Annotated in this window: 15 protein-coding genes and 1 pseudogene; 10 read left to right on the forward strand and 6 right to left on the reverse strand. The window is 65.8% G+C overall.

Going from position 1 to position 19,383, the window contains the following annotated elements:
- Window positions 1-77: 77 nt before the first annotated feature.
- Window positions 78-4,925, forward strand: a complete 4,848-nt coding sequence (locus DMX06_RS14680; protein WP_110738143.1) for a dermonecrotic toxin domain-containing protein — start codon at window positions 78-80, stop codon at window positions 4,923-4,925.
- A gap of 6 nt (window positions 4,926-4,931) precedes the next feature.
- On the opposite strand, the gene DMX06_RS14685 is transcribed toward DMX06_RS14680, so the two are convergent.
- From DMX06_RS14685 to DMX06_RS26835, 3 genes and pseudogenes are all read right to left on the reverse strand, one after another.
- The gene (locus DMX06_RS14685; protein ID WP_110738144.1) at window positions 4,932-6,620 is read right to left on the reverse strand and encodes a putative bifunctional diguanylate cyclase/phosphodiesterase; all 1,689 of its coding nucleotides are present in this window, start codon (window positions 6,618-6,620) and stop codon (window positions 4,932-4,934) included.
- A gap of 12 nt (window positions 6,621-6,632) precedes the next feature.
- Complete coding sequence (locus DMX06_RS14690; RefSeq protein ID WP_375538098.1) at window positions 6,633-7,895, reverse strand: methyl-accepting chemotaxis protein; 1,263 nt, start codon at window positions 7,893-7,895, stop codon at window positions 6,633-6,635.
- Window positions 7,869-8,198, reverse strand: a pseudogene (locus DMX06_RS26835) (PAS domain-containing protein); the annotation flags it as partial. The gene DMX06_RS14690 and the pseudogene DMX06_RS26835, both read right to left, overlap by 27 nt.
- Before the next feature lie 276 nt (window positions 8,199-8,474).
- Here DMX06_RS26835 and DMX06_RS14695 point away from each other — a divergent pair.
- From DMX06_RS14695 to DMX06_RS14710, 4 genes are all read left to right on the forward strand, one after another.
- Window positions 8,475-8,789 (forward strand): helix-turn-helix domain-containing protein, encoded by a 315-nt coding sequence (locus DMX06_RS14695; RefSeq protein ID WP_110738146.1) that lies wholly within the window; start codon window positions 8,475-8,477, stop codon window positions 8,787-8,789.
- Between the two features lie 209 nt (window positions 8,790-8,998).
- Window positions 8,999-10,309, forward strand: a complete 1,311-nt coding sequence (locus tag DMX06_RS14700; protein WP_110738147.1) for a C4-dicarboxylate transporter DctA — start codon at window positions 8,999-9,001, stop codon at window positions 10,307-10,309.
- Between the two features lie 70 nt (window positions 10,310-10,379).
- Complete coding sequence (locus DMX06_RS14705; RefSeq protein WP_110738148.1) at window positions 10,380-11,081, forward strand: FadR/GntR family transcriptional regulator; 702 nt, start codon at window positions 10,380-10,382, stop codon at window positions 11,079-11,081.
- Window positions 11,082-11,100: 19 nt separating this feature from the next.
- Window positions 11,101-11,781 carry a GntR family transcriptional regulator gene (locus DMX06_RS14710; RefSeq protein WP_110738149.1) on the forward strand — a complete coding sequence of 227 codons (681 nt, stop codon included), beginning with the start codon at window positions 11,101-11,103 and terminating at the stop codon, window positions 11,779-11,781.
- Between the two features lie 60 nt (window positions 11,782-11,841).
- On the opposite strand, the gene DMX06_RS14715 is transcribed toward DMX06_RS14710, so the two are convergent.
- Window positions 11,842-12,804 (reverse strand): GlxA family transcriptional regulator, encoded by a 963-nt coding sequence (locus DMX06_RS14715; protein WP_110738150.1) that lies wholly within the window; start codon window positions 12,802-12,804, stop codon window positions 11,842-11,844.
- Between the two features lie 146 nt (window positions 12,805-12,950).
- Here DMX06_RS14715 and DMX06_RS14720 point away from each other — a divergent pair, with 146 nt between their 5' ends.
- A complete protein-coding gene (locus tag DMX06_RS14720; protein ID WP_110738151.1) occupies window positions 12,951-13,592 on the forward strand; it encodes an HD domain-containing protein in 642 nt (213 codons plus the stop codon).
- Here the strand turns inward: DMX06_RS14720 and DMX06_RS14725 are convergent.
- Entirely contained in the window at window positions 13,564-14,145 is a 582-nt protein-coding gene (locus tag DMX06_RS14725) for an isochorismatase family protein (RefSeq protein WP_110738152.1), read from the reverse strand. The genes DMX06_RS14720 and DMX06_RS14725 overlap by 29 nt on opposite strands.
- Before the next feature lie 99 nt (window positions 14,146-14,244).
- Between DMX06_RS14725 and DMX06_RS14730 the strand changes: the two genes are divergently transcribed.
- Window positions 14,245-14,688: a GNAT family N-acetyltransferase gene (locus DMX06_RS14730; protein ID WP_110738153.1), complete on the forward strand. Its 444-nt coding sequence runs from the start codon at window positions 14,245-14,247 to the stop codon at window positions 14,686-14,688.
- Between the two features lie 190 nt (window positions 14,689-14,878).
- Window positions 14,879-15,883, forward strand: coding sequence for a hypothetical protein (locus DMX06_RS14735; protein ID WP_110738154.1), 1,005 nt, complete (start codon window positions 14,879-14,881; stop codon window positions 15,881-15,883).
- A 16-nt stretch (window positions 15,884-15,899) separates the two neighbouring features.
- Here the strand turns inward: DMX06_RS14735 and DMX06_RS14740 are convergent, their stop codons facing one another.
- The gene (locus tag DMX06_RS14740; protein ID WP_110738155.1) at window positions 15,900-16,328 is read right to left on the reverse strand and encodes a PACE efflux transporter; all 429 of its coding nucleotides are present in this window, start codon (window positions 16,326-16,328) and stop codon (window positions 15,900-15,902) included.
- Between the two features lie 100 nt (window positions 16,329-16,428).
- Between DMX06_RS14740 and DMX06_RS14745 the strand changes: the two genes are divergently transcribed.
- Window positions 16,429-17,307 (forward strand): LysR family transcriptional regulator, encoded by an 879-nt coding sequence (locus tag DMX06_RS14745; protein ID WP_110738156.1) that lies wholly within the window; start codon window positions 16,429-16,431, stop codon window positions 17,305-17,307.
- Between the two features lie 150 nt (window positions 17,308-17,457).
- Window positions 17,458-19,344, forward strand: coding sequence for a methyl-accepting chemotaxis protein McpA (gene mcpA / locus DMX06_RS26985; RefSeq protein ID WP_110738157.1), 1,887 nt, complete (start codon window positions 17,458-17,460; stop codon window positions 19,342-19,344).
- Window positions 19,345-19,383 lie beyond the last annotated feature (39 nt).

Consider the following 19,383-nt stretch of genomic DNA (forward strand, 5'->3'; position numbering starts at 1 on the left):
CCGGGTGGCAATTATGCGACTCGGTAGCACGCCCCGCGGACATTAGCCTCGCTGCTCCTTTTCACAGAGCAGCCATCATGACCATTGTCTCGCCCCCTCCACACCTGGCCTTCGTGCATAAACGGCTACCCGCCTGGCTGGCCAAAGCGACACCTGGCCAGCGCAACAGACTCAAGAAACTCATCCTGCGCAGCCATGCCACCTCCCGCCGCGTCGCCGACGCGCTGGCACCGGTCCAGGATATCGAAGCCTACTGCCGCCCCTTGCTCGAACAGGCGCTGAGCCGCTGGTACCCGGATACGGTACTACCCCGCGTCGACCAGGGACGCGTGCGCCAACAGCAGCGAGACATGTCCTGGCTCGAGGCGGCCATGCAGAACTTCGCCGCCAACGCCACACCCAGGCTTTTCGAGCGCTCCGACAGCCTCCAGCCCTGCAGCCTGGACGTTCACACCTTCGTCAGCGGTGTGCGCCAGCTCGACCTTGGTCGGCGCTACCGCTACCACCTGGGTGATCACATCGACACCGACCGCTTCCGCGAGCTGCTGCGCGAGCAGGACCGCGCCGCGTTCGCCGCCACCCTGGCCATGGCAGCCCTGCAGGGCCATGTCGACAATCATGGGCTGGCCATGGGCGAAACCGTGGTCTCGGGCTTGGCCCCCCAGGCCAGGCACATGCTGCGCTGCCACTTCCTCAGCGTGTTCAACTTGCCGCTCAATGGTCCGCTGCTCATCCATCTGGAGGGATCGCACGGCTCAGGCAACTGCTTGCTGTACCTGCCGGATCACCCCACCCAGCCACTGCGCCAGTACACCAGCGAACAGGCCGCTGGCAGTGCCCTGACCCAACTGCTGTGGACGCAAGACGGGCGAACGTTCTTCACGCGCTTCGTCAACCTCGCGGACCAGCCGACCTTCGCCGCACGGTTGCGCGCGACCCTCTATCCGCGCTACCCCTACGCCACCTTGCACCCCGCACCACCGGCCTTGGAAAAGGGCCAGTCCTTCAACTGGATCAAGCGCGTGTTCCCCGCACCGACCGACATCTGGCAGGAAACCCTCGACAAGAACGCCCGCCTGCCCCTGGTCGCCACCCGCTGGAAGCAGGATGTCTTCGTCGAACGCGCCCGCACCCACGTCGAGCGCAAGCTGCAAGACGCAGCGACCCTGGCGGTACCCGTGTCGCAGCGCGACGCCACCGCGCAATTGGCACGCATCGAGCACTGGCTCGGCATTGGTCTGAACCTGCTTAACGTCGCCGCCCTGTTCGTACCCGGCCTGGGCGAGATAATGATGGTGATCGGCGGCGGGCAGCTGGTCGATGAGTTTCTCGACGGCGTGCACAGTGCCAACGAAGGCGATGGCGCCGCCGCGATCGGCGCGCTGTTCGATGTGTTCGGCAACCTGGCGCTGATGGCCGCCCTCGGCACGACTTCGCACTTCAGCGAGACACCTGGCACGCTGGAGCAATGGCACCAGGTCGGCGAGCCGGGCAACGAGCACTGGTGGCACGGCGAGCTCGCACCGTTTTCACGACCTCGACCCTGGTCGAAGACACACACGGTGGATGCCCAAGGCCTGTTCCAGTGGCAAGGGCAGAGCTGGCTGGAGCGCGACGGCCTGGCCCTGCCCTTGGAGCGTGCCGCCGAAGGCACGCAACGCCTGGCTCCAGCCCGGGGTGTACGTCACCAGCCCAGGTTGGTGGGCAATGGCCAAGGCACCTGGTTGCTCGAACACGATCGACCACTGGCCTGGGAGCAGACCCAGCTGCTCGAACACCTGGGCGCGGCCGCCAGCGGGCTGGATCTGCCATCGCTCGAACGCGCCCTGCGCTGCAGCGGTTACGATGCCAACGTACTGCGCAAGGTATTGCAAGACCATCAAGCACTGCCTGCGCTGCTGCTCGACTGTCTCGAGCTGTCTGGCGGCAACCGGCGCACCACGCTATCCGAGTCCACTGAGACAGCGGCCCTGGCGCGTGCATTTCCCTCGCTCAGCCCAGCAGCGCGCCTGGAAATCCTGACACAGGCCAGACCACCCGACATCCTGCAATTGCGGCGAACCGGTCGGCTGCCATTGCGCATGGCCGAAACGGCTCGCCTGTACATTCGCGAAAGCCGGATCAGCAAAGCCCTGGCGCGGTTCCATTCGGCGGGCGCGGGTGCGAACGACCGTGACGCGCTGGCGCTGGGCGTACTGCAGCGGCTACCAGGCTGGTCCGGCAACATGCGTATCGAGCTAAGGGAGGGTCGCCTCGCTGGCCACCTGCTTGGCGAAACCGGCAACACCAGCATGCCCGGCAAGACCTTGGTGCGAATCGCCGACACCTACCAACCCTTCGATGAACACGGTAACTCGCTGGCCAATGCAAGCGATCTGTTCGATGCCATTTTGCATGCACTGCCCGACAGCGAACGCAGGACCATGAACCTGAACATCGGCGAGGCGCCGGCACTGCGCGAGAAGCTCTTCGAGAAGGCCGCCGGCAATCGTCGCCAGGCCGCCAGGGACTTGGGCATGGCGCCGGTGCGCCCGATGTACCGACTGCCCTCCCGCCTGCCTGGTGACAGCCGCATCGGCTATCGCCTCAGCGGCAACGCCCAAGGCTGGCTGAGCGAGGACCAGATGTTCGACCAGCTGTACCCGGCCACGCCAACCGACGATCGGCAAATGCTGCGCCTGCGCCTGCGCTTCCAGGCAGGTCAGCAGTCCGGTGCCTTCCGTCGCCTGTTGACCCGTTTGTGGGAAGAGTATCTGCACCTCGACCTTGCCCTGCAACGCTGGGTGCATGACCCGCAAGGGATCGCCGTTGTCGGCCTCGAGCAGCGCAGCGCCAGCCGCGAGGCGCTGGCCCAGCGGATTCGCGCGGCCTGGCGCCGCGAGCCCGGCGAAGACCCGGCCAGCAGCATCGACCATGTGCCTCTGTTGCTCGAGGTGCACCAAGCGGGGTCGCTGCCCAGGCTACCGGTCAACATGCCCTACGTCAGGCGCGTGACCATCAATGGCCTGACCGACCCGCATGCCAGCAACCTGAATGAAGTACTCGGCGCGTTCCCAGGCGTGCGCCACCTGGACATCGCCGGCAACGCGCTGAACCGTCTGCCGCCAGTGCTGGGCCAGTTGAGCGAGCTGCAGTCGCTGGACCTGGCGGAAAACAACATCGACTTGCTCGACGAGGCCAGCCTCGCGGTGTTCGACCTGCTTCCTCACCTGTCAAACCTGAACCTGACCGAGGCGCTACAGACACTATCGGTGGAGGCCCTCGATCGCCTGGCACGCTTGCCGGCGCTGCAATGGTTCCAGGCCGACCTGAACGAGCTGTCGCTGACCGCGGCGCATTTCCAGGCCCTGCAACGCTGGCCTTCCCTGCGCGGCCTGAGCCTGGGCCGCAATGCGATCGTGCTGGATGAATCGAGCCGGGCGGCCCTGGCCGGCCTGAACCGACTGGAACTGCTTTTCCTGTACGAAAACCCATTGTCCTTGGCGCCGGACTTCTCTGGCTGGAACGCCCTGCAAAACATCGATCTGCAAGACTGCGGTATCAGCCAATGGCCCGACGGGCTGCTGGACCTGATGAATAGACAACCGCTCACCCTGCGCCAGATCGACCTGAGCGACAATGCGCTGACACAAATACCCGAACTGCGCGACCTGGCCTACACCCAGGCGATACGTGAGCATCAGGCGCAATTCGCCTATTCGTTCGACAACAACCCATTCGACGATACTGCGCGAACCCGCCTGAGCGAAGCCGGTCTCCAGGTGCACGACTCGGTACGCTCATCCGGTGACTGGGCCATCGGCGAATCGCCGGAACTGTTGGCGCAATTGGCCGGCACCGCGCAAGACCCGCAATGGCGCGCCTTGCACGATCTATTCTTGCGTCTCTCCGGCAGCGCCGACTACCAGCACAACCCCGAGGCCATGCTGCAGCGGATGCGCCACGTACTGCGCGTGCTGGTAGTCGGTGAGCAGGACGAGGCCGCTTCCGGCTGGGGACGCGCGCAGCTCAAGCAACAGATCGACGACCTGCTGGAAGATGCCGGGCAACAGTGCGTCGACCAGGCCAGCCTGTTGTTCCAGCAAGTCGAGACCAATGTGCAAGTCTGGCAGGCGGTAAACCACGCCAGCCCCGACATGGCCGACCAGCAGGTCGCGGCCAGCATCGTGGGTTGCCTTTTCCGCCAAAACCTGCTCGATGCGCAAATAGGTGAACTGTACAACGCCCGTGTCAGCCGGCGCCGCGCGCTGGCCGCCGCACGCGACGAAACCGAGCGCCAGGCGGCACCGCCGACCGATGGCGATGACGACATCAGCGATGCAGCGCTGACAGAACCCGACTATCTGCTCGACGAGCTGGAAATGGCCCTGTACGCGCGCCTGCGCCTGCGCACGCAACTGAATCTGCCGCCGCAACCCCAGGAGATCCGTTTCGGCTACCTGGCGCGGCTGAGCGACGTCACGCTGCATCGCCTGGGTGCGCGGGTGAACGCCGGCGCCACTGCGACCAGGCTGGTCAATTGGGCCGCCGGCCAATCATTCTGGCAAGCCTGGGTGCGACGGCTGACCCCACAGCCTTTCGCCGCGCTCGCCCGCGCATGGGAGGGCGCATCGGAGTACTACGATGCGCTGTCCACCATCGGTGGCACGCCGGGGGACTATACCGGCCCACCGGTGCCTGATGCCTTCATCCAGGCCCTGGAGAACGAAACCCGCGATGTGCCCGGCCTGACCTGGCGTCGCAACGGCAAGCTCCAGCGCCTCGATCTCCAGGCCCCGCGCTTCGCCGCCTTGCAACCCAGCCTGCACGATCGTGTCGGCGGTATCCTGCTACACGCCAGGCAAGCCGCCGAAATGCATCTGTCGCGCACGCAGACCGACCAGCTGATCAACGCACACCTCCCCCCCGCGACCCCTTCACGGTAAACGGGATCATCTCATTTTCCATTCGGGTGGCTGGGCATAGCCCGCCACCCAACCCGCCACCTCATCCGCCGGCATCGGCCGAGCGATGCCATACCCCTGGGCCAGCTCACAACCCAGCTCCATCAGCACCCGCCCATGCTCGATGGTCTCCACGCCTTCAGCCACCACTTCCCGCCCGAATGCCCGCGCAAGGCCGATCACCGCGCCGGTCAGGGCCAGATCGTCATGGTCATGGAGGATGTCGCGCACAAAGGACTTGTCGATCTTGATGGTCTGCGCCGGCAGGCGCTTGAGGTAGCTCAGCGAGGAGTAGCCGGTGCCGAAGTCATCCAACGAGAAGCGCACGCCCAACGCCCGGCTGGCATCCAGGCAACGGCCGACCCGTGGCAGGTTGTCGATTGCCACCGACTCGACGATCTCCAGGTCCAGGTGCCCTGGCGACACCCCGGGATGGCGCTTGAGCAAGCGCTCCAGGCGCTGGGCAAAGTCGCCGCGCTGCAACTGGCGGGCAGCGATGTTGACGCTCAGTGACCAGTCGCGACCGGACAGCTGCCACTGCTGCAGCTGGGTCAAAGCCTGGTCGATGACCCATTCGCCCAGCTCGACGATCAGGTCGGTCTGCTCCACGAAGGGCAGGAACTCCCCCGGCGGCACCGGCCCCTTGGAGGGGTGCATCCAGCGCAGCAAGGCCTCGAAACCAATCACCTGACCGCTGCGCATGTTCACCTTCGGCTGATAGTACAGGCACAGCTCGCCCTGGCGCAGGGCCTGGCGTACCCGCGCCACGGTCTGGTGGGTGGCCTTGAGCTCGAGCTCCTGGGACACGTCGAACAGGTGGTAGCGGTTGCGCCCTTGCTGCTTGGCCACATACATGGCCTGGTCGGCGTGGCGCACCAGGGTGTCGGCATCCTCGTCGTCCTGCGGGAACAGGGTGACACCGATGCTCGCGCTCAGGCTCAACGGGTGCTCGCGTACCGTGTAAGGTGCGGCCAGCGCCTGGAGGATGCGGCGTAACGCGGCGTCGAGCTGCTGGGGACCTTCGATATGCCGCAAGATCAACACGAACTCGTCGCCCGACAACCGCGCCACCGCATCACCGCCACGCAGAATGTTCTGCAGGCGTTGGGCGACCTCCACCAACAGCAGGTCGCCGGTGGCATGGCCGTAGCCATCGTTGACTGCCTTGAAGCCATCGAGGTCGAGCATGCACACCGCCAGCGGCATGCTCTCCCGGCGGGAGAACGCCAGGGCCTGATTGAGCAGGTCGGAAAGGTAGGCGCGGTTCGGCAGACCGGTCAGCACGTCATGTCCCACCCGCCACTGCAGGGTGTGCAGCAACTGGCGCTTCTCGGTGACGTCGAAGCGGATCGACACGTACTTGCGCACCTGGCCGGTGTGCGGGTCGATCAGCGGTACCATGGTGCTGTCCACCCAGTACAGCGAGCCGTCCTTGGCGCGATTGCAGATCTCGCCCTTCCACACCCGGCCAGCAGCCAGGGCGCGCCACATCTCGAGGAAGAAGGTCGGTTCGTGCAGCCCTGAATTGAGGATGCGGTGATTGGCCCCCAGCAGTTCCTCGCGGCTGTAGCCGGAGATGCTGCAGAACTGCTGGTTGACGTAGGTGATGCAACCGCGCAGGTCGGTTTCGGAAAAGATCGCGGCCGCATCGACGGCCGCGCGATAATTGTCGTCCATAAGCCTCGCAACCTAGCGGTTGAAGCGCTCCACCAAGGCGCGCAGCCCGGCGCACACCTGCTCCAGTTCCGCGCCGCGCACGGCGGCGGCATTGGCATGGCGGGCGCTCTGCTGAACCGTGCCGGCCACGCCGTTGATCTGCCGCGAGACATCCTCGGCCACGCTGGACTGCTCTTGCGAGGCCGCTGCCATCTGCTGGCTCATGTCGCTGATACGCTGCACCGCGTGCTGGATGCCCTGCAGGGCCTCCTGGGTCAAGGCAACCTGGGTCACGCCCTGCCGTGCGCCTTCGAGGCCATGACTGGCGATGCTCACCGCCTGCTCGGCGCCGCCGCGCAGGCTGTCGATGATCGACTGGATATGCAGGGTCGACTGGCGGGTCTTGTCGGCCAGGGCACGCACCTCGTCGGCGACCACCGCAAAGCCACGCCCCTGCTCGCCAGCGCGGGCCGCCTCGATGGCGGCGTTGAGCGCCAGCAGGTTGGTCTGCTCGGCAATGGCGCGGATCATCCCCGCCGCCTCGGCGATGGCACTGGTCTGACCCGCCAGTTCGTTGACCGCCTGGTTGATCTGCCCGACCGTGCCGGCCAGATTCTGGATTGCCGCCCCGGTGGCGTCGGCCACCTGGCTGCCCTGCCCGGCCAGCAGGTGCGCGGTGTGCGCCTGCTCGGCGGTCAGCTGCACGTGACCGGCGACCTCGCCGATGGAGGCGGCCATCTCGGTCATGGCGGTGGCGGTCAGGTCAGTCTCGGCACGCTGCTCGAGCAGCGCCGTCTCGGTGCTGCGCGACAGCCGCCCGGCATCCTGGGCAGCACCGGCCATCTGCGCGGCGAGGTCGCTCAGGCGGGTGAGCGCGGTCTTCAGGCGCGCTTCCTCGCTGACCAGGATCAGTTCCAGCTGCCCGGCGGCACCTGGCAGGTCGCTATAGGTCAAGGCCGCGATCGGGTCGCTGAAGGTGTTGTCGGCCACCTGCACCACGCGCCGCAGGTGACGGCCCATGCGGCTTTGCGCCCACAGGCCGACGCCGGCGAACAGCGCCAGGGTCAGGCCCTGGGCGGGCAGTTGCGGCAACACCTGATTGGCGCCAATGGCCACGGCCCCCGCCAGCAGCGGCAGCGCCAGGGCCCGGCCCAACAGGGCCAGGCGCCGGGCCGGCGACAGCGCGGCCTTGCCTTCGCGCAGCCGGGCATACAAGGCCTCGGCGCGGGCCACCTGTTCACGGGTCGGACACACGCGCACCGACTCGTAGCCGACCACCCGGCCGTTTTCGAGCATCGGCGTGACGTAGGCGTTGACCCAATAGAAGTTGCCGTTGCGACAGCGGTTCTTGACGATGCCCATCCAGCTGCGGCCGGCCTTGAGGTACTGCCACATCAGCTCGAACACCGCCTCGGGCATGTCCGGATGGCGCACCAGGTTGTGCGGGCTGCCGATCAGCTCGTCCTGGCTGTAGCCGCTGATGGCGGCAAACTCGGCGTTGCAGTAGGTGATCAGGCTGGCCGTGTCGGTCGCCGAAATCAGCCGCTGGTGCTCGGGAAAGCTTTGCTCGACCGGATTGACCGGCAGGTTCTGACGCACGATGAGACTCCATTCTTACACGGCCCGACGCATGGCCTGACAGGAGGCCAGGGGCGCCGGAACCGTTCATCCTGGATCAGTTCCAATGTCCGACAACGCTTGCACACGGGCCGGCAGACGGCCGGATCGCCCTGGACAACTACTTGAATGACTGATCAATCAAAGCGGCGAATTCTACGAATTCCATCACATTTTGCAAATAAAGGTGACGAATCATGGCGTTGCGCCATATCGACATATATCGTTAAGTGCTTGATTCTAAATGGGAATTGAGCGATGACGAGAACAGGTCTAGGTCCAGCCCTGCGCCGCTACCGCAAACTGGCGGGCTTCACTCAGGCGCAACTGGGCGAGCGAACCGGCTTCGACCCCAAGACCATCAGCCGTTTCGAAACCGGCACCTACACCCCCAGCGTCGAGTCGCTTGTGAGCTTCGCCGAGGCCCTGGGGGTCAAGCCGAAAGTGTTCTTCAGCGACCCCGACGATGAAGACGAACAACGCGCCTACCTTTTCGGCGTGATCCACAACGCCCCTCCCAAGGACCTTGGCAAGCTGATCGCCGCCGTCGATCAGGTGCTGGCCAAACCGTGAAATTCCCCCGCGCACCACGCTAGAGCAGAAGCAGCGTTCTTGCACTTCAACTGGTCAGACCGGTAAGGCCAAAATCGCTTGCAATGTAGGAAGTTTCGGAGTTTTATGGCCCGGCAGTGAACAAACCGGTAAGACCACAATAATTAAGTCCTGCGCTCTTTCGCTCCGTGTGGCTTGGGGGGCAAGGACACCGACCAGAGACTCCTCCCATGCTCAAATGGTGTTCGCGTTCGATCTTCCTCCAGGTTGTGCTCGGCCTTGCCCTTGGCATTGTCTGCGGCCTGAGCTTCCCCGACCTGTCCCTGCAACTCAAACCCCTGGGCGACGGCTTCATCAAGCTGATCAAGATGCTCATCGGCCTGATCGTGTTCTGCGTGGTGGTCAGCGGCATTTCCGGCGCCGGCGACCTGAAGAAGGTCGGGCGCATCGGCCTGAAGTCGGTGATCTACTTCGAAGTGCTGACCACCCTGGCCCTGGTGATCGGCCTGGTGTTCGCCTTCTCCACCGGCATCGGCAGCGGCGCCAACATCCACCTCGACCAGCTGTCCAGTGCCGACGCCGGCGCCCTGGCCGAGCGCGGTGCGCACATCCACGGCACCACCACCTTCCTCATGGACCTGATCCCCACTTCGGTGGTGGGCGCCTTCGCCGACAACAACATCCTCCAGGTGCTGCTGTTCTCGGTGCTGTTCGGCAGCGCGCTGAACCTGGTGGGCGAGTCGGCCTCGGGCATTTCGCGGTTGATCAACGAACTCAGCCACGTGATCTTCCGCATCATGGGCATGATCGTGCGCCTGGCCCCGATCGGCGTGTTCGGCGCCATCGCCTTCACCACCAGCAAGTACGGCCTGAGCTCGCTGCAGCACCTGGGCGGTCTGGTGGCGCTCTTCTACCTGACCTGCGCCGGCTTCGTGCTGATCATCCTCGGCACGGTGATGCGCCTGTCGGGCCTGAGACTGCTGCCGCTCATCAAGTACCTGCGCGAGGAGCTGTCCATTGTCCTCGGCACCGCCTCCTCCGACGCCGTGTTGCCCCAGGTGATGCGCAAGCTCGAGCACCTCGGCATCGGCAGCTCCACCGTCGGCCTGGTGATCCCCACCGGCTACTCGTTCAACCTCGATGGCTTCTCCATCTACCTGACCCTGGCCATCGTGTTCATCGCCAACGCCACCGGCACGCCACTGGCGATGACCGACCTGCTGACCATTCTTCTGGTGTCGCTGGTGACTTCCAAGGGTGCCCACGGCATCCCAGGCTCGGCCCTGGTCATCCTCGCCGCCACCCTCACCGCCGTACCGGCGATCCCGGTGGTGGGCCTGGTGCTGGTACTGGCCGTGGACTGGTTCATGGGCATCGGCCGGGCGCTGACCAACCTGATCGGCAACTGCGTCGCCACCGTGGCCATCGCCCGCTGGGAGAAGGACATCGACCTGGAACGCGCCCACAACGTGCTGGCCAACAAGCCTGGCTTCGCCCCGATCACCCGCAAGCAGGGCCAACCCCATCAACAGGAATTCTAAGCCCAAGGCCGCCGGCGCCCAGCGCCGGCCGGCCAAGCGCAAAGATGCCGCGTCAACCAAGGAGCGAACCGTGATCAGCTCTTCGACCGTAGTCAATTCAGTGGTGGAGAAACTCCGCCAGGCACTGGCCCGCGGCCAGTGGCGCAGCGGCGACATGCTGCCCGGCCAGCGCGAGCTGGCCGAACAACTGGGTATCAGTCGACCCAGCCTGCGCGAGGCGGTGATTGTCCTGGAAACCCTGGGCCTGGTGCGTTCGATGCCCGGCAAGGGCGTGCTGGTGCTCGAGGCTGACGCCGCCCAGGCGCAGGAGCCGGATAGCGTCGCCGAGGCCAGCCTGGCCGACGTGCTCGAACTGCGCTACACCCTCGAACCCTTCATCGCCGGGCTGGTGGCGCAATCGGCCGGCAGCCAGGACATCGGCCAGCTGCGCCTGACCCTGATGGACATGCGCGAAGCCCTCGAGGCCGGTGACAGCGAGGCCGGCATCAACGCCTACATCACCTTCCACGAGGCGCTGTTCGCCCTGACCACCAACCCGATCTTCCAGAGCGTGGTGCAGCAGACCGGCAATGCCCTCAAGCAGAGCGCCGACATGCTGCGCAACTCGCCCGAGCACCTGGCCGCGCGCCTGAGCGAAAACGAGGCGGTGGTGCGTGCGATCCGCGAGCGCAACAGCGCCAAGGCCAGCCAGCAGATGCGCCAGCACATCCTCGCCGAGGGCCAGCGCATGGGCATTGCCCTGAACATCCCGGACGACCAACCAGGCACCTGAACAAAGAAGGAGAGCGATCATGACCGCCTGCGCCCAAGCCGCCCCTCGCCTGCCTGCCCTGCTCGGTGCCGGCGAGACCCGCCTGTCGGCGGAACAGATCTACCCCCGGCTGTTCGACGCCATCCTCGAACAGCGCCTGCCGCCCGGTAGCGCCCTCCCCGAGCAGGCGCTGGGCAATGCCTTCGGTGTCAGCCGCACGGTGATCCGCCGGGTACTCGGGCGCCTGTCTGACCAGCAGGTGGTGGTGCAGCGCCCCAGCCATACCGCGCACCTGGCCGCACCCGACCCCGAGCAGGCGCGCCAGGTGCTCAGCGCCCGGCGTCTGGCCGAGACCACCTTGATCGGCCTGGCCACCCAGCGCGCCCGACCGGCGCAGATCCGCCAACTGCGCCAGCTGGTCGAGCGCGAGCGCCAGCACCATGAACGCGGCGAACGCTGCACGGCGATCCGCCTGGGCGGCGAGTTCCACATGAAGCTGGCGCAGATGGCCGCCAACGCGCCGCTGGCGCGCTTTCTCAACGGCCTGGTGCCGATGACCTCGTTGATCATCGCCCGCTATGAGTCACCGTGCTGCGAGCATTGCGCGTGGCAGGAGCACGCGGCGATCATCGATGCGGTGGAAAGCGGCGACGGCCAGAGTGCGTTGAACCTGATGCACGAACACCTGGACCGCCTGGAGGCCAAGCTGGATCTGGATTGATCCGAGCGGAAACTGTCTGGACGGCAGACTCGCACCAACCAGAATCCTGACCTGACCAGGTCAAAGCGGCTGCGCGTAGCGCTTGCGGTACTCGGCGGGAGTTACGCCGAAATGCCGTATGAAAGCCCGGCGCAAGGTGTCGGCATTGGCGAAGCCGCACGATGCCGCCACCTGCTTGGGCGGCTCCAGCCCGCTCTCCAGGCGCTCGCGCGCGGCGTTGACCCGCGCCAGTTCCACCCAGGCCGCCGGGGTCATGCCCACGTCAGCCTGGAACAGCCGGGCGAAGTGCCGCGGGCTCAGGCCGACCCGCGCCGCCAGTCGGGCGATGCCATGATCCTGCGCCGGATGGGCTGCCACATAGCGCTGCAACCCCTGCAACGCGGAACGCCCTGCCGATGACGAGGCCCCCTGGCGACTGAACTGCAATTGCCCACCCGGGCGCTTGAAGTACATCACCAACTGACCTGCCACCTGCTTGGCGATGTCGCGGCCAAGATCTTCCTCCACCAGCGCCAGGGCCAGATCGAGCCCGGCGGTGACACCCGCGGCGGTGCGCACCTTGCCGTCGTGCACCTGGATCGCGTCAGTCTCCACCGTGACCTGCGGATAACGCTCTGCCAACTCCTCGGCCACCGCCCAATGGGTGGTGATGCGTCGCTCATCAAGCAACCCGGCGGCGGCCAGGGCAAAGGCCCCCGTGCATACCGAGCCATAGCGCCGACTGCACGCGGAGTGCTGGCGCAACCAGTCGAGGATACCGCTGCGCAGGTGCTGCTCGGCAGCCCGGGGCGTGCCGGCGATCAACAGGGTATCGAAGGGGCCGAGGGTTTCGCCGATCCAACCATCGGGGAGCAGCCTGGCCCCCGACGAGCTGACCAGCGGCCCAGGCTCGCAGGCCAGCAATGACAAGCGATAGGCGTCGCGCCCGGCCTGGCGGTTGGCCTCGGCAAAGACGTCGAGCGGGCCGCAAGCGTCCAGCAACTGGACACCAGGCATGGCGAGAATGGCAAGGTTGATAGGCATGACCGGCTCTGCGTGGCGGCGCACATTCCACTGAAGGATCGCGTCTTTGTCGGACGGACAATGGCAGTATCTGACGTATTACGTCAATTGAGGACATTCGTTACCCCGCGCACACTGGACACCTCACCCACCGAGGAGCCCTCCCCATGACTACCGCCATCGCCGGCATCCACCTCCCCGACAGCGCCATGGCCCGCGAGATCACCGAACTGGTGCGCGATACCGCTTCGCCATTGCTGTTCCATCACTCCAGCCGTGTGTACTACTTCGCCGCCCTCGCCGGCCGGCGCCTGGGCCTGAAGTTCGACAGCGAACTGCTGTACTGCGGCTGCATGTTCCACGACCTGGGCCTGACCCATCAGCACAGCAGCGACTGCTGCCGCTTCGAGGTCGATGGGGCCAACGCCGCCCGTGACTTTCTCCAGCGACACCGCATAGCCGAACGCGACATCGAGCGGGTCTGGACGGCCATCGCCCTGCACACCACCCCCGGCATCCCCGAACACATGCACCCGCTGATCGCGTTGGTCACCGCCGGGGTCGAGACAGATGTGCTCGGCCTGCACCACCAGGACCTCACTGCCGAGGACCGGGATGCCGTGGTTCAGGCCCACCCCCGAGGCGAAAGGTTCAAGGAAGCGATCATCCAGGCTTTCTACGACGGCATCCGGCACAAACCGCAGAGCACCTTCGGCAACGTCAAGGCCGATGTGATCGCCGACAAAGACGCCACGTTCCATCCCGGCAATTTCTGCAGCATCATCCGCCAGTCGTGCTGGCCGAGCTGAACACCAGTGCATCGACACCCGCCAGGATCCGCACTTCGTCTCCCAGCGACCATTCCGCCGCCCGCGCCGCCAGGGCAGCGGGCACACCCGGGGAGCCGCCCGGGCCAGGCGGCACATCGTAGGTGGCATGGGCGTCGTGCGCCAGCAACACCTCGAAACCCCGTTGCAGCGCGGCGCGGGCGGTGGCGGCCAGGCACATTTCAGAGAGCAGGCCGCACAGGGCCAGGCACTGGACACCCAACTCATCCAGCAAGGCCTGCAGCCCGGTTTCGACAAAGCCGTCGTCCTCGGTCTTGAACAGCACGTGCTCGCCCCGGCCCGCCGGGAAGTACAATTGCCAGCCGGCCGTGTGCGGGGCGTCCGGGGTGTCGGGCGCGCCGTCGTTCTGCAGGAAGATCACCGGCACGCCGGCCTGCCGCGCCCGCGCCAGCAAGCGGGCGATGCTCGTCTGCAGGGCGAGGTGATCGGGGACAGCCTCGGCCCCTTCCATGAACGCGCATTGCACGTCCACCAGCAACAGGGCTTCGGCCCGGGGGATCGGTTCAGCGGACATGCGACGCTCCGGGGCGCGAGATGAAACACCGAGCATAGCGCAACCCCGGGGCGCGCCGTACCATGACCGCCGATTCATAACAGTGCCTTGGAGGCCAACATGAAGCACGCTATCGCGCCAGTGGGCGCGGCACATTTCGATCGGCTGGCCGATCTGTGGGAAGCCTCGGTACGGGCGACCCACGACTTTCTTCCCGACGGTTACATCGAACGTTTGCGGCCACTGGTGCGCGAGCAGTACCTGGGTTTTGTCGAACTGCGCGCCTGGCGCGACAGCGACGGCCACATCCAGGGGTTTGCCGGGGTCCATGACGGCAAGCTGGAAATGCTCTTCATCGACCCCGCCTGCCGCGGCCAGGGCATCGGCAAGGCGCTGCTGGCCACTGTGGTCGAGGAATTGGGCGTGCGTGAGGTGGACGTCAATGAACAGAACCCGCAAGCGGTGGGGTTCTACCTTAAACAGGGGTTCGTCCAGGTCGGCCGTTCCGAGATGGATGGCCAGGGTGATCCGTATCCGTTGCTGCACTTGAAGCTGGAGGCCTGAACATGCCGTCCAAGCCTGCAAAGGGGGCCGCTCTGCGGCCCATCGCGGGACGAGCCCGCTCCTACAGGTATTGCGCAGTACTTGTAGGAGCGGGCTTGCCCCGCGATGAGGCCCGCAAGACAAACCTATACTTCGGATAACCACCCAGCCTCTCGTCAAGGGGGCAATCCGCGTGAAATCAATCCTCGTGATGTTTGCGCTCTGCCTCCTGCTGGCCCTCGCCGGCTGCGCCGGCAAACGCCCCACGACCCCACCGCCACCGCAAAACCTGCCCACCGCCGTCTGGCAACGCATCGACCAGGACATCATCGAAGCCTCGGTCGGTGCCGCAGGCTCGGCCAACGACTACGCCCGACGCTCCATGCGCGTGTGGAAGGAACAGGTGCAACAACGCACCGAGAACGACTTCATCCCCTGGTTCACCGGCTACTGGACCCAGCAATGGCTCACGCTCAAGGTGGCCTGGTACACGATGAACAGCGGCAACGGCAACGAGCCGCCAGAGAAGCGCCTGGGCCTGTATCTGCAGGCGCAATACCGCGAACGGGTGATCGACCCGGTGGCCGAGCAGATCAACCCCGAGGGCATCCGCGACCGCGCCAGCGAGCTGTACCTGCAACTGCTCGGCCAACAGCTGCCGGCGATCATCCAGCGCTACAACGCGCCGCCCGAGCAGTTCAGCCAACGCCTGAACCGCATCCCGATCATCGCCCTGGGGCCGCCGGATGCACGCAACGCCTCGCTCTACCAATTGCTGCGGGCCAAGTCGCTGGACCAGCAACCGGCCTGGCAGTCGCTGCGCCAGCACCTGCACCAGCAGGCCGCCAAGGCCCCGGGGCAGACCGATGCCGGGCTGTCATCGGTGGCCACCCAGGCCAGCGAGAAACTCGGCGCCACCCTGGCCCCGCGCGGCGCCGCCAGCGCAATCGCGGCGGCGGTAGGCAAGGCGGCGGGGGCGCTGATCTCGGTGGCGGCAACCGGCTACGGCATCATCACCCATGACCGCGAGCAGCCGCAGATGGTCGAGCAACTGCGGGTGATCCTCAATGTGGCGCTCAACCAGGAATGGCAGGAGCTGATGGAAAACCGCCAGAGCGGGGCCATGGCCGGGGTGTACTACCTGTCGGGGCAGGTGGAGGACAGCTTGCTCGGGAGCCGGTCGCAGGAGCCTTTATTGATACGCCTGCCGCCCTGATCCCACGCCAGCAGGTTCAGGCCGGCGCCAACGCCGAGGTCGGCAGGCCGAAGATCCGGTCGAACGCCCAGTTGTAGACGAACGTGTAGCACGGCACCAGGATGATGAACGCCAGGTCCACCAACAACGCCTCCAGCAGGGTCATGTCCAGCCACCAGGCGATCAGCGGTATCAGGTACACCACCAGGGTCAGCTGGAAGCCGATGGCATGCGCCACCCGCCGGCCCAGGCTGCGGCCGCGCTTGGCCTGGCGGCTCTCCCAACGCTCGAACAAGGTGTTGTAGATGAGGTTCCAGACCATGGCGATGGTGGTGATCATCACCGCCAGGGGGCCGGTATGCGAGGCCTGGGTGTCGGACAGGTAGGCCAGGCCCAGGGTCGACATGCACAGGCCGATCAGTTCATAGAAGGTCACGTAGACCAGTTTGCGTTTGATTCCTTGCACAAAGTTACCTTGCTGCGGGTATGACGAAGGCGCCCAGGATGAATCAATAAACTTGACAGAAAAAGTCGGCAGCTTTCAGATTTACTGAAAGGAGACTGCCATGAACTTTTCCAGCGACACCATCCTGTTGTTTCTCGCCGTACTCGACCGCGGCTCGTTTTCCGCTGCCGCGCGAGCCCTTGGGCGCGTGCCCTCGGCGGTGAGCATGGCCATCGGCAACCTCGAGGCGGAACTCGGCTACCCGTTGTTCGAGCGCGGCTCGCGCGAGGCGCGCCCGACTGCCCAGGCCCAGGCTCTGGAACCCCATGCCCGGCTGATCGCCGAACAGCTCGGGCTACTGGAAGTGCACGCGCTGGAGCTGTCGCGCGGGCTGGAGAGCAGCCTGGCCATCGCCGTGGTCCCGGATATCGACCAGCGTCCCTTGCTCGAAGCCATTACCCGCCTTGGCGAGCGCCATCCGCTGCTGGACATTGAACTGCTCGCCGCGCCCCAGGAGGAGGCCCTGCAGTTGCTCGACAGCGGTCGCGCCGGCCTGTGCCTGGCCTTCGCCGGGTTGCAGGTGGACCCGCGGCGCAGCTTCCAGCACATCGCCATGGAGTCGCTGGTGGCCACGCTGTCGCCGCACCATCCCGCCCTGCGCGAGGGGCGTATCCGCCACCTTGAAGACCTGGTCAACCTGCGCCAGATCCTGGTGCGCAGCCGCGACCTGCCGCTGTCCGACCCGCGCTCGCTGATCGGCACCTCGCACTGGCGCACCGACAGCCTGGATCTTGCCGTGCAGATGGTCGAGGCGGGCCTGGGCTGGGGCGATTTGCCCCTGTCGCGGGTTGCGCCGCTGATCGACGCCGGGCGCCTGGTACGCCTGGAATTCCACAACACCCGCAACGAACTGCAACTGCCGGTAAATGCGTTCTGGCTCAAGCAGCAACCCCTCGGCCAGGCGGCCAGGGCTTTGGTGAGCCTGTTGGCTTCGAAATGATATGTCACCCTGTCATGGCAATTGCGCCAAGCACTGCGACATTTAGTCTTTCAACATTTTTCAGAATCGGCCGATAGCGTTGCAACAGGCTCCGCCATTCGTGCCACAAGCACGCGGCGCCCTCCTTTCACCGGCTCAAGGTCTCGAAACATGAACCTGAAATTCCGCCACAAGATCCTGCTCAGTGCCTGCGCCGTCGTCGTACTGGCCTTCGCGCTGTTCACCCTCTACAACGACTACCTGCAACGCAACACCATCCGCCAGAACATCGAGTCCTCGGTGCGCCAGGCCGGCGCGCAGACCGCCAGCAGCGTGCAGAACTGGATGAGCGGGCGCATCCTGGTACTGGAGAACCTGGCCCAGGACATCGCCCAACAAGGTGCCGGCAGCAACGTGCCGGGCCTGGTCGACCAGCCGTCGTACACCAGCAACTTCCAGTTCACCTATTTCGGCCAGAACACCGGCCTGTTCACCCAGCGCCCCGACGCCAAGATGCCCGATGGCTACGACCCGCGTCAGCGCCCCTGGTACACCCAGGCCGTGGCCGCCAACCAGACCATGCTGACCCCGCCCTACATGGCGGCGGTAGGTGGCCTGGTGGTGACCATCGCCATGCCGGTCAAGGCCAAGGGTAGCGGCGAGCTGATCGGTGTGGTCGGCGGTGACCTGAGCCTGAACACCCTGGTCGATATCATCAATGCCGTCGACTTCGGCGGCATCGGCCACGCCTTCCTGGTCGACCGCAATGGCCAGGTGATCGTCAGCCCGGATAAAGATCGGGTGATGAAGAACCTCAAGGACATCTACCCGGGCTCGCCGCTGCGCGTGGAAAGCGGTATCCAGGAAGTGAGCCTCGATGGCAAGGAACGCATCATCTCCTTCGCCCCGGTCGACGGCCTGCCGTCGGCACAGTGGTACATCGGCCTGTCGATCGACAAAGAAAAAGCCTACGCCCCGCTGAGCCAGTTCCGCACCTCGGCCATCATCGCCATGCTCATTGCCGTGGCCGTCATCGCCGGCCTGCTGGGCCTGCTGATCCCGGTGCTGATGAGCCCGCTGACCACCATGGGCCGCGCCATGCAGGACATCGCCGAAGGCGAAGGCGACCTGACCCGCCGCCTGGTCGTGCAGCAGAAGGACGAATTCGGCGAGCTGGCCACCTCGTTCAACCGCTTCGTCGAGCGAATCCACGCCTCGATCAGCGAAGTGTCGTCGGCCACCCGCCTGGTGCATGACCTGTCGGAAAAAGTCGTGGGCGCCTCCAACGCCTCGCTCTCCGGCTCCGAAGAGCAGAGCATGCGCACCAACAGCGTCGCCGCCGCCATCAACGAGCTGGGCGCCGCCACCCAGGAGATTGCCCGCAACGCCGCCGACGCCTCGCAGCATGCCAGCGGCGCCAGCGAACAGGCCAACGGTGGCCGCCAGGTGGTCGAAGAGGCCATCAGCGCCATGACCGCCCTGTCCGAGCGCATCAGCGAGTCCTGCGAACAGATCGAGACCCTAAACGCCAGCACCGACGAGATCGGCAAGATCCTCGACGTGATCAAGGGCATCTCCCAGCAGACCAACCTGCTGGCGCTCAACGCCGCCATCGAGGCCGCCCGTGCCGGTGAGGCCGGCCGTGGCTTCGCCGTGGTCGCCGACGAAGTGCGCAACCTGGCCCACCGCACCCAGGAGTCGGCCGAAGAGATCCACCGCATGATCACCAGCCTGCAAGTTGGCTCGCGCGAGGCGGTGCACACCATGAACACCAGCCAGGTTTCCAGCGAAGAGACCGTGCAAGTGGCCAACGAGGCCGGCGAGCGCCTGGCCAGCGTCACCCAGCGTATCGGCGAGATCGACGGCATGAACCAGTCGGTGGCCACCGCCACCGAAGAGCAGACCGCCGTGGTCGAAAGCCTGAACCTGGACATCACCCAGATCAACGCGCTGAACCAGCAAGGGGTGGAGAACCTCAACGAAACCCTGCGCCACTGCGACGCCCTGAGCCAGCAGGCCGGGCGCCTGAAGCAACTGGTGGGCAGCTTCCGTATCTGACCTGCCGCCCGCTCCCGCATGCTATTGCGGGAGCGGGCT

It is taken from the genome of Pseudomonas mosselii (assembly GCF_003205295.1).
Classification (GTDB): Bacteria; Pseudomonadota; Gammaproteobacteria; order Pseudomonadales; family Pseudomonadaceae; genus Aquipseudomonas; species Aquipseudomonas mosselii_B.

Bases quoted from the DNA above. Each gene is read 5' to 3' on its own strand.
- DMX06_RS14680 (WP_110738143.1), top strand. From the start codon at position 78: ATGACCATTGTCTCGCCCCCTCCACACCTGGCCTTCGTGCATAAACGG.
- DMX06_RS14685 (WP_110738144.1), bottom strand. From the start codon at position 6,620: ATGGACGACAATTATCGCGCGGCCGTCGATGCGGCCGCGATCTTTTCC.
- DMX06_RS14690 (WP_375538098.1), bottom strand. From the start codon at position 7,895: ATGCTCGAAAACGGCCGGGTGGTCGGCTACGAGTCGGTGCGCGTGTGT.
- DMX06_RS14695 (WP_110738146.1), top strand. From the start codon at position 8,475: ATGACGAGAACAGGTCTAGGTCCAGCCCTGCGCCGCTACCGCAAACTG.
- DMX06_RS14700 (WP_110738147.1), top strand. From the start codon at position 8,999: ATGCTCAAATGGTGTTCGCGTTCGATCTTCCTCCAGGTTGTGCTCGGC.
- DMX06_RS14710 (WP_110738149.1), top strand. From the start codon at position 11,101: ATGACCGCCTGCGCCCAAGCCGCCCCTCGCCTGCCTGCCCTGCTCGGT.
- DMX06_RS14715 (WP_110738150.1), bottom strand. From the start codon at position 12,804: ATGCCTATCAACCTTGCCATTCTCGCCATGCCTGGTGTCCAGTTGCTG.
- DMX06_RS14720 (WP_110738151.1), top strand. From the start codon at position 12,951: ATGACTACCGCCATCGCCGGCATCCACCTCCCCGACAGCGCCATGGCC.
- DMX06_RS14725 (WP_110738152.1), bottom strand. From the start codon at position 14,145: ATGTCCGCTGAACCGATCCCCCGGGCCGAAGCCCTGTTGCTGGTGGAC.
- DMX06_RS14730 (WP_110738153.1), top strand. From the start codon at position 14,245: ATGAAGCACGCTATCGCGCCAGTGGGCGCGGCACATTTCGATCGGCTG.
- DMX06_RS14735 (WP_110738154.1), top strand. From the start codon at position 14,879: ATGTTTGCGCTCTGCCTCCTGCTGGCCCTCGCCGGCTGCGCCGGCAAA.
- DMX06_RS14745 (WP_110738156.1), top strand. From the start codon at position 16,429: ATGAACTTTTCCAGCGACACCATCCTGTTGTTTCTCGCCGTACTCGAC.
- mcpA (WP_110738157.1), top strand. From the start codon at position 17,458: ATGAACCTGAAATTCCGCCACAAGATCCTGCTCAGTGCCTGCGCCGTC.